The following is a 17267-nucleotide window of genomic DNA, read 5'->3' as shown; positions in this document are numbered from 1 at the left end:
GGTATAGGGCGTCGGATCGCCGACCCGGGTGCAGGGCATGGCCACCGCACGGTCGGCCGGCAGCCAGTGGGTCCAGTCCTCGTAACCTGTCTTCAGCGCGCCTTCGATCAGCAGGCCGCGGAAACCCGAACAGTCGATGAAGAAGTCCGCCTCCAGCTCGCGGCCGTCGTCCAACCGCACCGACTGAATGAAGCCGTCGCCGTCGCGCAGGCGCACGTCGGCGATCTTGCCCTCATGCCGCACCACGCCTTGCGACTCGGCGCGCTGACGCAGGAACCTGGCGTACAGGCCGGCGTCGAAATGGAAGGCGTAGGTCATCTGCGAGCCAGCGCCGCGCGGGTCGGTGTCAGGCCGGGTGAACCGGCCCATGCGCGCCGCCATCGTCGTGACGGAATAGGCGTCCAGGTTGTCGTCCAGCCCCGCCTTGTTCAGCCTCAGCCAATATTGGTGGAATGAGGCGGCGTCGATGCGCGTGCCATAGGTTCCGAACGGGTGGAAATAGCTCCTGCCCTTCTGGAACCAGTCGTTGAACTGGATGCCCAGCTTGTAGGTCGCCTGAGTGGCGCGAACGAATTCGTTCTCGTCGATGCCCAGCAACTGGTTGAACAGCAGGATCGGCGGAATGGTGGCCTCGCCGACGCCGACCGTGCCGATAACCTCCGACTCGACCAACTCGACCTTCACCGTGCCGCGCGTGACGTGCGCCAGCGCGGCGGCGGCCATCCAGCCGGCCGTGCCGCCCCCGACGATCAGAATACGCTTCAGTGGGGCAGGGATCATCGTGCGTAACCGGTGAAGGTGGTGGAGTGGTCGGGCAGAGCGGCGGCCGCCCGTGCGATCAGTTGCGCGAACTGCCGCGCCTGTCGATCCACGGTCTCCAGATCGTCGATACAGACCAGCGGAGACGGCTGTTTGGGCCAAGTGCCCAGGCCGGTGAACACCGCAGCCCAACTGTCTTCGCGGAAAGATTCGTCCTCCAGCAGGCCGACCTCCCCGCGCGCGTGGAACAGTTCGATCTTTTCCATCAGCGTATCGGGCGGCGCCGTTTCGCGGCATCGGTCCCACATCGCGCCGGCGCGACCGGCCAGATGATAGTGCAGGATGATGAAGTCGCGGATGCGCTCGAACTCCTGGGCCGAGCGTCGATTGTATTCGCGGATCAGGGCCGGATCGAAGCTGCGGTCGGGGAACATCTCCAGCAACCGCCCGATGCCGGTCTGGATCAGGTTGATGCTGGTGGACTCCAGCGGTTCGACAAAGCCGGACGCCAGTCCCAGCGACACCACATTGCCCTTCCAGGCCTCGCGTCGCCGCCCGGTGACGAACCTCAACCGATTTGGCTCAGCCAACGGCTCCGACTCGATCTGGCCCAGCAGGTCGTCCAGCGCCGTCTGATCGTCCACGTGATCGCTGGAATAGACATAGCCGTTGCCGACCCGGTGCTGCAGGGGAATGCGCCACTGCCAGCCGGCTTCTCGCGCACGCGCCGTGGTGATGGGCTCGGGCGCCAGGCTCGAGCTGCACGGCACGGCGACCGCGCGGTCGCACGGCAGCCAATGCGTCCATTCCTCATATCCCGCCTGCATCGTCTGTTCGATCAACAGGCCTCGAAAACCCGAGCAGTCGATGAACAGGTCCGCCTCGACCTCGCCGCCGTCTTCCAGCGTCACGGCTCGCACCAGACCGGTCTCGCCGTCGCGATCCACACCCGTGATCCGCCCTTCGCGCCGGACGACGCCCAGCTTTTCCGCCAGCGTTCTCAGCCGCCGTGCAAACAAGCCGGCGTCGAACTGATAGGCGTATGAATAGTGGGACAGCACCGAACGGCTGTCCTCGACCGGCGGGGCGAACTTGCCGGCTCGGGCCATGGCGGTCGGCATGGACCAGGGATCAAGGCCGTCGATCCGACCGGCGGCCTTCAGGCGAAACAGATATTGCCGCCAGGCCTGTCCTGCGACGGTCGGACCATAGTCGCCGAAGCCGTGGAAATATTCCGAGCCCGGCGCAATCCAATCCTTGAAGGCGATGCCCAGTTTGGCGGTCGCGGCCGTCGAGCGGATGAAATCCTCCTCGGACAGCCCGATCGTCTGGACGAACTGTCGGATGGGCGGAATCGTGGCCTCGCCCACGCCCACCGTGCCGATGGATTCCGATTCGATCAGGGTGATCATTAAGGCCAGACCCTGGGCGCGGGTGAAAGCTCGGCCCAATGCGGCGGCGGCCATCCAACCGGCCGTTCCGCCGCCCACGATGGCGATGTGGCGCACCGGTTCTGGCTGGTCGCTCATGCTTCTTCCCCGTCGCCCGCTTGGCGCGGATCCTGTGTCGGCATCTAATAGCCAAGGATCGTCGCGGCGCTATTGTGGTAGCGCTAACAGAAAATGCTTTTCAGCTCATGAAAACTTGTGCATCCTTGAAAGGTGATCATGCCATCGAAGGGTGGGTGAGTTCACGTCGGGAGGGATGTCGCCCTACGTCGTCAATAAGCGACGGGCGCGACCAGCAGGAAGGTTCTGAGACCGATGTCTCGTCAAAATCACGTTCGTCGCGTCGCTCTGCTTTGCGGAGCATCCTTGCTTACGGTCGCGGCGACGCTGCCGACCGCCGTGTTGGCCCAACAGGCCCCGGCCCAGTCGGATGATGCGACGACGGTCGATGAGGTCGTGGTCACCGGCATCCGCGCCCAGCTCCGCTCGGCCCAGGCCATCAAGAAGAACTCAGAGGTCATCGTCGATTCGGTGACCGCCGTGGATATCGGCGCCCTGCCGGACCGCTCGGTGTCGGAGGCCTTGCAGCGCATTCCAGGCGTCACCCTTCAGCGCACGAACGCCGCACGCGATCCGGCCCGTCTGGCGGCAGAGGGCGGCGGCGTCTTCATCCGCGGCCTGTCGTGGGTGCGTTCCGAAACCAACGGCCGCGACATCTTCTCGGCCTCGAACGGTCGCGGGCTCAGCTTCGAGGACGTGTCGGCGGACCTGCTCGCCGGCGTGGACGTCTACAAGAACGTCGCGGCGAACATGATCGAGGGCGGCATCGCCGGCACGACCAATCTGCGGACCCGGGTTCCCTTCGACAACAGCGACCCGCTGTTGGCGATCAACGCCGACTACAACTACGGCGACCTGTCCGAAAAAGGTTTCTGGTCGGGCAGCATCCTGGCGACCGATCGTTGGCAAACCGGCATCGGCGAGATCGGCCTGCTGGCCAACGTCAGCGTTTCCAACGTCGGCAACCGCACGGATTCGATCTCGGTCGACCGCTATGATCCCGTGACCCTCAACGCCGGCAACGCCAGCACCGATGGTTCGGGAACGGCTGGCGAGACTGTGTTCGTGCCCAAATATCTGGGCTGGCGCACGATCGACTGGGAGCAGAAGCGCACCGCCGTCGCACTGGCCGCCCAATGGCGCCCGAACGATCAGTGGCTGTTCACCCTGCAGGGTCTGGCTTCGCAGGCCGACGCCTACAATGTCGAATATGCGCTGGGCACCGACAGCATCGTCTCGCCCAACTCCAGCTATCGGTATGACGACCAGAACGTCTTCCTGAGCGGCAATATTCCGGCCGCGACCTGGAACACCGACACCCGCGTCGGCGACGACACCAAGAAGACCAGCGATGTCGCGCTGAATTTCCAGTACACGCCTGGCGGCGCCTGGTCGTTCTCGGGCGATCTGCAATATGTGAAGTCCTCGGCCGAAATCTATTCGATGACGGCCTTCACTCAGCTTCAGAACCGTCCGGACCTGTCGATCACCATCGACGGCGATCTGCCGACCGTGACCTCCACCGGCGGCACGCCTGAAGACAAGTCCGCCTACTGGTGGGCGGCGGCCATGGATCACATCGAGGACAACGAAGCCGACGAACTGGCGGGTCGCCTGGACGCCCGTTACGACTTCGACGAGAACTCGTCCTTCTTCAAATCCGTCGCCTTCGGCGTTCGCGGCACCGAGAAGAACTACACCAACCGCCAGACCGGCTATAACTGGGGCCTGTTGTCCAACCAGTACTGGGGCAACGGCGGCGGCGCAGTCGTTTATCTGGACGACACGGGCTATCCGGGCGGCACGCAGGACCCGCGTCTGCCGAACTCGTCTACCCTCTATCGTTTCGACAACTTCTTCCGCGGCGATGCGCCGGTTCCGGGCGTGGCGTGGTTCCCGGCTGAAAGCCTGCTGAACCAGGGCACGGCCTATGCCTACGATATCCTGCGCAACACAGAGAGCTCGGGCTGGGGTTGGACGCCGCTCAGCGACGACTATGAAAGCTATCGCCTTGGCGGCGGCAACGGCGGCATCACGGAGCTGACCGAGAAGACGCAGGCCGCTTACGTCTATGCCCGGTTCGGCAATGACACCGGCTTCTTCGGCCGCGCCTTCGACGGCAACATCGGCCTGCGCGCGGTGGACACCAAGACCACCTCCAACACGGTGACCACCCTGCCGTCCATCCAGGGCGCCTGTCCGCCAGCCAACGCGCCGGGCGCCAACTGTGCGGCCTTCAATCAGGCGGTTCGGTTCGTGAACGGCGGATCCCTGGACGGACAGCCGGTCGAAAGCAGCTACACCAACTGGCTGCCCAGCCTGAACCTGCGTGGGTTCCTCAGCGACACCCTGCAGGCTCGCTTTGCGATCTCGCGCGCCATGGTGCGGCCCGAGATGTATCAGCTCCAGCCGTTCACCAACCTGTCGATCAACTTCCAGCCCGACGGCTACACCCTGAACCCAACCACGCCCTTCACCGGCGTGGGCGGCAATCCGGCGCTGCGTCCGATCACGGCGACGAACTACGACGCCAGCCTGGAGTGGTATTTCGCGCCCACCGGAAGCCTGACGTTCGCGGCCTTCCACAAGGACATCAAGGACTACATCTTCACCGGCACGGAAACGCAGTCGATCACCAACGGCGGCGTCACCTACGACTTCCTGATCACGCGCTACACCAACGGCGCCGAGGGCACGGTGGACGGCTTCGAGCTGGCCTATTCGCAGTTCTTCGACTTCCTGCCGGGCGCCTTCAGCGGCCTCGGCTTCCAGGGCAACTTCACCTACATCAGCTCGGACGGCGGCAAGAACACCAGCCAGAACATCCTGGACACGACCCAGAACGGCGCCGCCGCAGACAGCACCCTGCCGCTCGAGGGCATGTCTCGCACCAGCTACAACGCCGCCATCCTGTATGAGAAGTACGGCATCTCCGCGCGCTTGGCCTACAACTGGCGCGAGGAATATCTGCTGACGACCTCGGCGGCGAACGTGAATGCGCCGGTATGGGCCAGCGACTACGGCCAACTGGATGGCTCGATCTTCTATAACCTGACCAAGGACATTAAGATCGGCGTACAGTCGACCAATATCCTGAACGAACGGACGGTCTTGAAGGTGGGCAGCGAGACCCGCAAACCGCCTTATAACTGGGTCGATACCGACCGCCGGATCGCGGTGGTGCTGCGCGCCGCCTTCTGATCGGCTTGGGCAACGGGGCGCTGGTGGTCGTCGGCGCCCCGATCTTTTTCTTGTCGACGTTGGGAGGCGGCGATGGGCTATTTCACACGCGGGCTCGCCGCAGCCTTGTCTGCTGCGGCTCTGGTCGCCGCAGCGGCCTCGCCGGTTCTGGCTCAGTCGCCCATTCCGCAACTGGTCGAGCGAAATGGTCGTCACGCCCTGATGATCGACGGCGCGCCCTTCACCATCCTGGGCGGACAGGTCAACAACTCGTCCAACTATCCGGCGCCGCTGGCTCAGGCCTGGCCGGCGCTGCGCTATATCGGCGCCAATACAGTCCAGATCCCGCTGGGCTGGGAGCAGATCGAGCCGGAGGAGGGGCGTTTCGACTTCTCCTTTGTCGATCACGCCATCGAACAGGCCCGCGCCAATGATATGCGCGTCGTCTTCCTGTGGTTCGCCACCTGGAAGAACACTGCCCCGGCCTATGCCCCCGCCTGGGTCAAGTTGAACCCCGAGCGTTTCCCCCATTTGATCGAGAAGAGTGGCAAGGAAAGCTACGCCCTGTCGCCCTACGGTGCCGAGACGCTGGCCGCCGACGCCCGCGCCTTCGCCGCCCTGATGCGTCACATCCGCCAGGTCGACGAGCGCGAGCGCACCGTCATCATGGTCCAGCCCGAGAACGAGGTCGGCACCTACGGCCCCGTGCGCGACTATTCCCCCGCCGCCCGCGTCGCCTTCAACGGTCCCGTGCCCCAGGCCTTGCTGGACCGCACCGGCAAGGCCCCCGGAACGTGGGCCGCCGTCTTCGGCAAGGATGCGGACGAGTTCTTCCACGCCTGGTCCATCGGTCGCTACGTCGGTCAGGTCGCCGCCGCCGGCAAGGCGGAATATCCGCTGCCGATGTACGTCAACGCCGCCCTGCGCGACCCGACGAACGATCAGGATCCCGCCACCTATGCGTCCGGCGGTCCGACATGGAACGTGATCGAGATCTGGAAGGCGGCGGCCCCGTCCATCGATTTCCTGTCGCCCGACATCTACACGCGTAAGTCGGGCGAATACGAAGCCCACCTGGATCGTTACACCCGCCCCGACAACGCCCTGTTCGTCGCCGAGACCGGCAGCGACACCCAGTACGCCCGCTATCTGATGGAGACGCTGGGTCGGGGCGGCATCGGCTTTTCGCCCTTCGGCATCGATTGCACCGGCTATTCCAACTATCCGCTGGGCGCCAAGGAGATCACCGAGAAGACGCTGGAGCCGTTCCGCAACCTTTATCGCCTGATCGGACCGTGGCAGCGCACCTGGGCGCGTCTGGCCTTCGAGGGCAAGGTCTGGGGCGCAGCCGAACCCGACGACCGCAAGCCCGAGGTCATCGACCTGGGCGATTGGACCGCCACAACTGGCTATCAGCGCTGGCAGTTCGGACCGAGCAGCCAGCCTATCGATCCCAATGACGTGCCCGCCGCCTCGGCCCAGCCGAACGGGGCCATCGCCATCGCCGAGATCGAGCCGGGTCAATTCATCCTGGCCGGTCACCGCATCCGCATCGACTTCGCCGCCAAGCCTTCGACCGACGGCAAGCGCCGCATGGTCCTGCGCGTCGAGGAAGGCCATTTCGACGACGCTGGCAAATGGGTGTTCGAACGCATCTGGAACGGCGACCAGGTCGATTACGGCCTGAACTTCTCCACCGATCGACCGCAGCTGCTGCGCGTCGTCACGGCCACCTACTGAACCCTGCAAGAGTAACGCGAGCGCCCGCCATGATCCCGACCCTCGCCCGCCGCCTGTTCCTGGCCGCCCTGATGACCGCCCCTTTGGCCGCCTGCGCAGGGCAGGGGCTGATGAACGGCGCCTCCGCCGGGGCCATCCAGCAGGCCGCGTTCGAACGCACGGCCAGCGGCATCGTCGTCACACCGGCCGAGGGCGCCGCCCGCCGCGTCCGGCTTGAGGTCTATGGTCCCGAGACCATCCGCGTCACCGCGACCGAGAATGCGGACCTCGAACTGCCCGCCAGCCTGATGGTCACGGCCCAGCCCTCGACCACGACGCCGTTCCAGATCGAGACCCGCGGCGACCTGGTCGTGCTGAAGACCGCCGAGGCGACGGCGGAAGTCTCGCGCGAGACCGGCGCCGTTCGCTTCCTCGACGAAAACGGCCAAGAGGTGCTGAAGGAGCGGCCCGGCAGCCGCGAACTCAGCCCCGTCACGGTCGAGGACCAGCAGGGCAATCACCGCTTCCTGGCCACGCGTCAGGTCTGGGAAAGCCCCGACGACGAGGCCTTCTACGGCCTGGGTCAGCACCAGCAGGGCGTGATGAACTACAAGGGTCACGACGTTCAGCTGGCCCAGCACAACATCGACGTCGGCATTCCTTTGGTGGTGTCCAGCCGCAACTACGGCGTCCTGTGGGACAACAACTCGATCACGCGCTTCGGCGACCCGCGCCCCTACGGCATGATTGCGGACCAGTTCATCGTCCGCGACGCCACTGGCCGGTTTGGCGGCCTGACCGCCAGCTACTATCAGAATGACCAGCTCAAGGTTCAGCGTCAGGAAACCGAGGTGAACTACGAGTTCATCCGCGAATGGTCGCGCTGGCCCGAGGGCTTCAAGTCGCAACCGGGCCAGCCGGTCCAGACCGGCGACATGGGCAAGCCCGGCCAGGCGGGCGTCAAGGTCGTCTGGGAAGGCACGCTGGAAACCGCGACCGCCGGCCTGCACAAGTTCCGCCTCTACTCCTCGGGCTACGCCAAGGTCTGGATCGATGGGCGGATGGTCGAGGACAACTGGCGCCAGAACTGGAACCCGTTCGATCACGACTTCCAGGTCCAGATGGCCGCCAATACGCGCGTGCCGATCAAGATCGAATGGATCCCCGAAGACGGCTATATCTCGCTGCGTCACCAGGATCCGCTGCCCGCCGCCGATCAGGGCGCGCTCAGCCTGGCCTCGGAAGTCGGCACGGCCATCGACTACTACTATATCGGCGGCGACGATCTGGACGGAGTGATCTCGAACTATCGCGGTCTGACCGGCAAGTCGGTGATGCTGCCCCGCTGGGCCTACGGCTTCTGGCAGAGCCGCCAGCGTTACAACACCCAGGACGAGGTCACCGGCGTCGTACGGCGCTATCGCGAGCTGGGGCTGCCGATCGACAACATCGTTCAGGACTGGTTCTACTGGCCTGAAAACGCTTGGGGCTCACACCACTTCGACCCCGCGCGCTTCCCGAACCCGACCCAGATGGTCAAGGACGTTCACGACATGAACGCCAACATCATCATTTCGGTCTGGCCAAAATTCTATCCGACGACGGATCACTACAAGCAGTTGGACGCCATCGGCGGCATGTATACCCGCAACGTCGATGTCGGCGCGCGCGACTGGGTCGGACCCGGCTACGCCAACAGCTTCTACGACCCGTATCTGCCCGCCGCCCGCGACCTGTACTGGAAGCAGATGTCCGACAGCTTCAAGGGCATGAACTTCGACGGCTGGTGGCTGGATTCGGTCGAGCCGGACATGCACTCCAATCTGGACATTCCCGAGCGGACCCTGCGCATGGGGCCGACCGCCATCGGTCCCGGCGCCTATGTCTTCAACTCCTATCCGCTGGTCAACGCCGAGAACGTCTACAACAACTTCCGGCGCGAGAAGGGCGACGAGCGGACCTATATCCTGACCCGCTCTGCCTGGGGCGGCCTGCAACGCACCGGCTCGACCCTGTGGTCGGGCGACGTGGTGGCGCGCTGGGACAATCTGAAGGACCAGATCTCGGCGGGCGTGAACACCGGCCTGTCGGGCCTGGCCAACTGGACCCACGACATCGGCGGCTTCGCGGTCGAGACGCGCTACTCCAATCCCGCCGGCATGAAGCCCGAGGACAAGGCCGAATGGGACGAGCTGAACCTGCGCTGGTTCCAGTTTGGCGCCTGGTCGCCGATCTTCCGTTCGCACGGCGAGTTCCCGCTGCGCGAGGTCTACAACTTGGCCCAGCCCGGCACGCCGCTCTACGACGCCTATGCCGCCCAGCTGCGGACCCGCTACCGGCTGATGCCCTACATCTACAGCCTGGCCGGCGACGTCTATCAGCGTGACGCCACCATCATGCGCGGCCTGGTCATGGACTTCCCGTCCGACCTCAAGGCGCGCGACATCAACGACCAGTATCTGTTTGGCCATGCCCTGCTGGTTGCCCCGGTCACGGAATACAAGGCGCGCAGCCGCTCGGTCTATTTCCCGCAAGGCGCCGACTGGTACGACATGCTGACGGGCCAGAAGTTCGCGGGCGGTCGTTCCGTCACGGTCCAGGCGCCCGAGGACAAGATCCCGGTCTTCGTCCGCGCCGGCTCCATCCTGCCCACCGGCCCGGCGATCCAGTACACGGCCGAGAAACTGGACGGCCCGCTGACGCTTATCGTCTATACCGGCGCCAACGGTTCGTTCTCGCTGTATGAGGATCAGGGCACGACCTACGCCTATGAGCGCGGCGAGTTCTCCAAAATCCCCATGACCTGGAACGATGCGACCGGCGTCCTGACCATCGGCGCGCGGACGGGTTCGTATCCGACCATGCCGGCGAACCGCACCATCAATGTGCGCTTCGTCAGCGGGCCGGGCGCCGATGTCGGCAACTTCGACGCCGCCCCGGCCAAGACGATCCAGTACGACGGACAGGCCGTGGAGGTTCGGCGCTAGATCGAGACAGAGCATCGACATAGGACACGATGTCGATGCTCAACCTGTTGTCTTGACGAGACTTTGAAGAAAGATCGGGGCGCTTCCCATACAGGGTGTCCAGCGGCCTTATGATCGGGACCTGATCTTTGACATCCTCGGCCCCCGATCCCGACGGCGGCGAAGAATTCACTTGGCCTTTCGGCTGATGGTCGGACGGCCGGAAATTGCACTGTCTTGCACTTTGCACGCCATTTCGGGGTGCAGTGCAATTTCGAACTTTCCGCTGCGGCGGACAGATAGGAGGCGCGGATGCGCTCGTTCTTGCTTGCCGCTGCGGCTGTCGCCGCGCTTACGGGGGCGCCGCCCGCCCAGGCGCAGGTCCAGCCCCAGACGGCCGCCACGCCTACGCTTTTCGACCCCATGTTCCAGGACCACGCCGTCCTGCAACGCGGCCGTCCGATCAAGGTGTGGGGCAGGGCCGTGCCCGGCGCCGCCGTCTCGGTCGGCCTGGGCCAAGCGCAGATCCAGGCGACGGCCGGCGCCGACGGCGTCTGGCGTGCGACCCTTCCGACCCTGACCGCCGGCGGCCCCTATGTCCTGACGGCCCAGTCGGGCGGCGCGAGCCAGAGCGTCTCCGACATCATGATCGGGGATGTCTGGCTGTGTTCAGGCCAGTCGAACATGGAGTTCGCCGTCCGTCAGGCCACGAATGCGGAGAGCGAGATCGGCGCCGCGAACGACGCCAATATCCGCCTCTTCCTGGTCGGTCGCTCCAGCCTGCCGGCGCCGTCCGCAACGCCTCGCGCCGTCGGCCAGTGGCGCGTCACCAGCCCGCAAAGCGTGCGTGATTTCTCGGCCGCCTGCTATTTCATGGGCCGCGACCTGCGTCGGGCCGAAGACGTGCCGGTCGGCCTGATCGCCGCCTCCTGGGGCGGGTCGATCATCGAGGATTGGCTGAGCCGCGACGCCGTCGAAAAGCTGGGCGGCCATCAGCAGGCGTTGAAGGCCTTGGACGCCTACGCCCGCGATCCGGCCCAGGGCGACGCGATCTGGCGGCGTGTGACCCAGGACTGGTGGCGGGCCAACGATCCCGGCACGAAACAGGGCTGGCATCTGGCGCGCACGAACGACGCCGACTGGGCGCCGATCCCGGCCGAGGGTTTCTGGGAGTCCACCGTGCCGGGGCTGGCCACCTTCGACGGCATCGTCTGGCTGCGCAAGGAAATCGAACTGACCGCCGCCCAGGCCCGTCAGGCCGCGACGCTGGAGCTGGGGCCCGTGGACGACGCCGACGTCACCTGGGTCAACGGCCGATACGTGGGCGGCCAGCAGGGCTGGGACACGCCGCGCACCTACGCCTTACCTGCAGGAACGCTGAAGGCCGGCCGCAATCTGATCTCGGTCGGCGTGCTGGACACGAACGGCGGCGGCGGCGCCTGGGGACCGGCGGCGAACAAGCGCCTGGTGCTCGCAGACGGCACGGCCGTCAGCCTGTCGTCGGGCTGGCGTCACCGGGTCGCGGCCCCGCTGGGCGACCTGCCCAACCCTCCGCGCACGCCCTGGATCGGCGGCAGCGGCACGACGACCCTTTACAACGGCATGATCGAACCCCTGGGCGCCTATGGCCTGAAGGGCATGGCCTGGTACCAGGGCGAGTCGAACATCGGCGACTATGTCGGCTATCGCCGCCTGCTGCCCGCCCTGTTCGCCGACTGGCGCGCCCGGTTCGAAAACCCCGACATGCGGATGCTGGTGGTGCAACTGGCCAACTTCGGCCCGATGGCCAGCCAGCCGACCAACTCCTATTGGGCGGCCCTGCGCGAAAGCCAGCGCACGGTCGTCAACGCCGATCCTCTGGCGGGCCTCGCCGTCGCTATCGACATCGGCGACCGCTACGACATCCATCCCACCAACAAGCTGGAAGTGGGGCGCCGCCTGGCGCTGGAGGCCCGTCGTCTCGACGGCGAGACGCAGCCCGTCTCGCCGCAGCCGGTGTCTGTGACCCGCGCCGCCGACGGCGTCCACGTCCGCTACGCCGCCTCGGCTCAGCTGGTCGTCTATGGATCGAACCGCCTCGTCGGGTTCGAGCTGTGCGGGGCCGACGACGCCTGCCGCTTCGTCGACGCGACGCTTTCACAAAACGAGGTGGTGCTGTCGTCCGCCGGCGCGAGCGACCTCAAGGTCCGCTTCTGCTGGGCCGACAGCCCGGTCTGCAACATTTACGGCCCGGCCGGTCTACCGGCGGTTCCGTTCGAGGCGGAGATCCGCTAAGCGGTCAGACTAGCCCCGCGCCCCTCAGCCTCATGGCGGGCGCTGTGGCGACGGGCCGTTGGGCCGGCAGGTCGATGGTCAAACCCTCGTCCGTCTGACGGAAGGGCAGGGCGCCGCCGCCCAGCAGTTCGACCGCCTCGACACGCCCCACCTGCTGGGTCAGCGCCCGCACGACCATCTTCCGGTCCTGCGGCCAGTCCAGCGCGAAGGCGTAGAGGGTCTGGCCCTTGGTGGTGAAGCGGACGTCCTGGCCAGTCCATGGCCGCGCCGCCCCCTCGCCATGCATCCCGGCGACCACGGCCGTCGGTCCCTCGCCATAGATGCGCCAGGGGCGGGTGTCGAAAATGGCCTCGCCGTTGACCGTCATCCAGGCGGCGATGTCCGTTAGGATCTGGCGCTCGTCGCTGTCGATCGACCCGTCGCCGCGCTGGGGGATGTTCAGCATCAGGTTGCCGTTCTTCGACACCACATCCACCAGCCGCTGCACCACGCTGTGGGCCGGGACATAGGAGTGGCCGGTGAAGCGGGCGCGGTTGTAGTGCCAGTCGCCGATACAGGTGTCGGTCTGCCACGGCTCAGGCTTCAGGCTGTCCGAGAAGCCGCGCTCGACCGTCTCGGTGATCGCCTTGCGCTGACGGTCGTCCAGCCGCTTGCCGTTCACGACCGGCAGTTCGCCCCGCCAGGCCAGAGAGGCGTTGTAGAACTCGGCCGTCGCCTCCAGCCCGTACCGCCCCAGCGGCAGGCCGTAGTTGTCAAAATAGACCATGTCCGGCTTGTATTTGGTGATCAGGTCGCGCTGGCGCAGAACCCAAGACCGCACGAAGGCCGGGTTGTTCGTGGGCGGCGTCTCGATCCACTGGCCGTCGCGCGCATCGTGCCAGGCGTTCATCTCGGCGATGGAGCCGATGCCGTCGGGCGGAGCGAAGGTCGGGCCGGTATAGAGCTCCTGTGGGTCCAGCCCGTCCCACCATTTGCCGGCGCCGTCCGCTCTGGTCAGCCGCGCCGCGTCGTAGCGTACGCCCTTCAGCGGGCCTTCGGCGTCATAGCCGTACGCCGTCTGCCACCAATGCCAGGCGTGCGCAGCGTGGTTCGACACGGCGAACCGGAGGCCCCGCGCCCGCACAGCCTTCTCCCATGTGCCGACGATGTCGCGCTTGGGCCCGACCCGCATCGTGTTCCAGGCGTGATGGCTGCTGTCGAACAGGTCCAGATTGTCGTGGTGGTTGGCCATCGACATGATGTAGCGGGCGCCCGCCGCCTGATAGAGGTCCAGCAGGCCCTCGGTATCCCACTTGTCGCCCTTGAACTGGTCGATCAACTCCATGAAACCGAACCGGCTGGGGTGGCCGTAGGTCGCGACGTGGTGCTCGTAGAAGGGGTTGCCCTGGATATACATCTGCCGGCCGTACCAGTCGCCGGCCTCCGGCACGCACTGCGGCCCCCAATGTGACCAGATGCCGAACTTGGCGTCCCGGAACCAGTCCGGCGTCCGATAGCCCGCCGCCAAACTGTCCCAGGTCGGCTTGAACGGACCGGCCGTCGCGGCGCTCGGCGTCGTCGCGCAGGCCCCCAGCATCGAAGCCGACGCCCCCGCGCCCAGCAGTCCACGTCGAGACAGGGTCATGCCGGTTCTCCATAGACGACGCCGCGCCCGTCGGTGGCGACATAGACCCGGCCGAAGACGCGCGGATCGCCGGCGACGGCCCTGAACCGTCGTCCATATTCGTGGCGGTCGTCGTTGACGCGGATCCACGTCCGTCCCTTGTCGTCGGAACGGAACACGCCCCGCACCGGACCCTGCGCGCCAATGGCGAACAGGGCAGGGTAGGTCGAACCGGCGCGCGGCTTGCCGAAGTCCATCATCTCGACGCTCAGCCCCCCATCAATCCGGTCGAACCGCTGACCGCCGTCGCGGCTGTAATAAAGGCCGCTGCGCGATACGAACCACAGATCGCCCTCATGATCGGGCGTCGCCTTCAGCGGGAAGGCGGTCTCGCGCCAGGTCGGGAGATCATCGGCGATGTTCGCGGGCAGGCCGCGCGACGGCACGGCGGCGAAGCTCTCGGCGCCGTCCACGCTGACGAACCAGGCGCCGGTGCGGAAATCCAGGGCGTAGAACAGCATCGGATCCTTGCGGTCGGCCACCGGCCGCAGCAAAGGCGGCAGGCCCGCCGTGGGCTTCCACGTCCGGCCTTGATCCCGCGACCAGACGACCTGGGGCGTCGCCAGCACGAAGGTCGAACCGTCCGCCGACACCGTGATCGGCGCGTCGCGATACAGGTCCATGCGCGGATTGTCGGCGACGACCGGCGCCTCGCCCGAAGCCGGCCGGGGTCGGCCCAGCGGCTTCCAGGTCAGCCCGGCATCGTCGGACCAGGCCAGGGTCGAGCCATCATGCCCCTCCGAGGCCACGCCTTCGTGCGGCGTGCCGCTGCGCACCACGATGTCGGGCGCGGCGCCCGCATAGTCGATCTGATTGGTGTTGGCGAAGACGGGGGTGGTGAACTGGCGCTGGGGCGAGCGGTTCAGGTCTTCATGGGCGAAGCCGGATATGTCGCCGAAGCCGGTCAGCAGTTGCGGTCCCTTCGGCGGACTGACCAGGGTGATGACGGCCGTCTGTTCGATTCCCTCGACCCATGGGGTCCAGTCTGTCGGCTGTTCGCGGTCGGCGACAGACAGGTTGCGCGTCTCATAGACGGTGGCCCCTGTCGCATAGACCAGCCGGTCCCCGTCGAACGGATCCAGCGCCAAGGCCGCGATCCACCAGCCGAAGTCCGGCCGGTCGTTGCCCCAATTCAGATAGGGGGTCGCGCTGACGTCGTGGCGGGCCGCCTCTCGCAGGCTGATCCAGCTTCGGCCGTCGTCGGTGCTGCGCCAGATAGTGTCGCCCGGCCGCCAACGGTTGAGCGTCGAGACCATGAGCACGCCCGGACGTTTACGATCCAGCGCGATCCCCATGAAGCCGCCGGACGGTCGGGGCGGGCTGATGTCGGTCCAGGCGCCAGTATTCGTATCCAGCCGCCAGACCGCGCCGTCCGTCACCCCATTCGGTCCGATGCCTATGGTGCAGGTCACATAGAGGACGCCGCGATCGTCCAACTCCGCCTTGGCCGCCGACAGTTCGGCGCGCGGCCCGCCCGCCACGGCCTGCCAGGTCCGACCGGCGTCGTCGGAGCGATAGAGGGCATGTTCGTGCGGATCGGCGACGCCGACGAAGAGCGTCTTCGAACCCTGACCGCGCCGACCGCTGCGCGGATCGAAGACGACGAAGCTCAGCCCGCCGTGGGTGGCGCGGTCGCTGGGCGTTCCTAGGCCCTCGAGCGGAAACCCGTCCACCTTGCGCCAGCTTGCGCCGCCGTCGGTGGAACGCTGCAGGCTGTCGTGGCGGGATCCGAAATAGAGGATGCGGTTGTCGTTGGGATCGATCGCCAGCCGTTCGCCCAGACCACGGCCGTCTTCATTTCCGCCCATGCGGAAGGGCACGTCGGTTCGCCGCCATGTCTCGCCACGATCGGTCGAGCGCAGCATCACGCCGGGGTCGTCCCTGTGAACGCCCGCTGCTGCGTGGACGATGTTGGGATCGACCGGATCGGCGGCGATGCTCTCGATCCCGAAATCGCCGGACCGGGGACTGGAGTCCATCAGCGGCGACCAGCGACCGGCGGCCGCGTCGAACCGATAGGCGCCGCCCATGTCCGACCGCGCATAGGCCAGGCCTCGCTCGATCGGACTGAATACGATGCCGGGAATGAAGCCGCCTGCGCCCACGACGACATTGCGCCATACATAGGGACCACGTTCGCTTGCCTGCACACGACCGGCGGTCGCCATGGCCCCGGCGGTAAACGCCATTAAGCCGGCTGTGCGTCGTGTCACGCCTGTCGTCATGCCGCCGTTCCTCCCTCACCGGCGACGTTGCTCCATCGCTCAATGTTAGCGCTAACTTCAGTAGTTGACATCATTGTCATAGGTGCATCAAGTTGCGTCTGTAAAAATCAAGGCGTCGATCAACGACGTGTCGGGAGCGAACCTCGGGTTCAAACGGATTTCGCCGCTTTCGGCGCGGGGGGGGCGACGCCTGGATTTTTTCACACCCTGAGCGAACTTCCGGTGCGGCCTGAATGGTCGCGCCGGGTTTTTCGCCACATAGTTTCGCCGACAGCCCGACGGACCCGACATGACCCTCCGTATCCCGAACGCGCGCCGCAGCGCTGTTTCCGCCCTCGCACTTGGCGTCGCGCTCGCAACCGCCGCCTGCGCGGCAACGGGAGCGACCCGGACGTCGCCGGTTAAGGCCGTCACGCCCCAGGCCTCCATTGTGACCGACGCGACGCGCGCCCACCCGGCGCTTTGGCCCCGCGCAGCCTCACCGGCTGCGATGACGGATGCGGCGACGGAAGCCTTCGTCACCGAACTGATGAGCAGGATGACGCTGGAGGAGAAGGTCGGCCAGACGATCCAGGCGGACATCGCCTCCATCAAGCCTGAAGACCTGCTGACCTATCCGCTGGGCTCGATCCTGGCGGGCGGCAACTCTTCGCCGGGCGGGGACGAGCGCGCCTCGGCCCAGAAATGGGTCGAACTGGCTCAGGCCTTCCGTGCGGCGGCGGCCCAGCGTCCGGGCGCCAAGGTGCCGCTGATCTACGGCATCGACGCGGTGCACGGTCACAACAATATCGTCGGCGCCACCATCTTTCCGCACAACATCGGCCTGGGCGCCGCGCGCGATCCTGACCTAATCCGCCGCATCGGCGAGGCGACCGCGCTGGAAGTCGCTGTGACCGGCGCCGACTGGACCTTTGGCCCGACCCTGGCCGTACCGCAGGACGACCGTTGGGGCCGGACGTATGAAGGTTATGCC

General features: G+C 66.2%; 9 protein-coding genes. 5 read left to right on the top strand and 4 right to left on the bottom strand.

What is annotated here, in order from left to right:
- Together ASF81_RS04720 and ASF81_RS04715 are read right to left on the bottom strand one after the other, a co-directional pair.
- Positions 1–780: tryptophan halogenase family protein (locus ASF81_RS04720; RefSeq protein WP_162237574.1), on the bottom strand; the 780-nt coding region annotated here is incomplete at its 3' end.
- Positions 777–2288, bottom strand: a complete 1512-nt coding sequence (locus ASF81_RS04715) for a tryptophan halogenase family protein (protein ID WP_055805626.1) — start codon at positions 2286–2288, stop codon at positions 777–779. The genes ASF81_RS04720 and ASF81_RS04715, both read right to left, overlap by 4 nt.
- Before the next feature lie 285 nt (positions 2289–2573).
- Between ASF81_RS04715 and ASF81_RS04710 the strand changes: the two genes are divergently transcribed.
- From ASF81_RS04710 to ASF81_RS04695, 4 genes are all read left to right on the top strand, one after another.
- Positions 2574–5468, top strand: a complete 2895-nt coding sequence (locus ASF81_RS04710; RefSeq protein ID WP_235559239.1) for a TonB-dependent receptor — start codon at positions 2574–2576, stop codon at positions 5466–5468.
- 72 nt (positions 5469–5540) lie between these two features.
- Entirely contained in the window at positions 5541–7187 is a 1647-nt protein-coding gene (locus ASF81_RS04705; protein ID WP_055805624.1) for a DUF5597 domain-containing protein, read from the top strand.
- A gap of 29 nt (positions 7188–7216) precedes the next feature.
- Entirely contained in the window at positions 7217–10153 is a 2937-nt protein-coding gene (locus ASF81_RS04700) for a TIM-barrel domain-containing protein (RefSeq protein ID WP_156363151.1), read from the top strand.
- A gap of 291 nt (positions 10154–10444) precedes the next feature.
- Positions 10445–12406, top strand: a complete 1962-nt coding sequence (locus ASF81_RS04695; protein ID WP_055805619.1) for a sialate O-acetylesterase — start codon at positions 10445–10447, stop codon at positions 12404–12406.
- Between the two features lie 4 nt (positions 12407–12410).
- Here ASF81_RS04695 and ASF81_RS04690 read toward each other — a convergent pair whose 3' ends face one another.
- Both ASF81_RS04690 and ASF81_RS04685 read right to left on the bottom strand, forming a co-directional pair.
- Positions 12411–14030, bottom strand: coding sequence for an alpha-L-fucosidase (locus ASF81_RS04690; RefSeq protein WP_055805614.1), 1620 nt, complete (start codon positions 14028–14030; stop codon positions 12411–12413).
- Entirely contained in the window at positions 14027–16294 is a 2268-nt protein-coding gene (locus tag ASF81_RS04685) for a sialidase family protein (protein WP_082503450.1), read from the bottom strand. The genes ASF81_RS04690 and ASF81_RS04685 overlap by 4 nt, the downstream gene beginning before the upstream one ends.
- A gap of 289 nt (positions 16295–16583) precedes the next feature.
- Here ASF81_RS04685 and ASF81_RS04680 point away from each other — a divergent pair.
- A partial coding sequence (locus ASF81_RS04680) for a glycoside hydrolase family 3 N-terminal domain-containing protein (protein ID WP_369814899.1) occupies positions 16584–17267 on the top strand: 684 nt, incomplete at its 3' end.

Source organism: Brevundimonas sp. Leaf168 (assembly GCF_001423685.1).
Lineage (GTDB): Bacteria > Pseudomonadota > Alphaproteobacteria > Caulobacterales > Caulobacteraceae > Brevundimonas > Brevundimonas vesicularis_C.
Note: the sequence above shows the minus strand (reverse complement) of the source record. Positions and strands in the feature narration are given on the sequence as shown.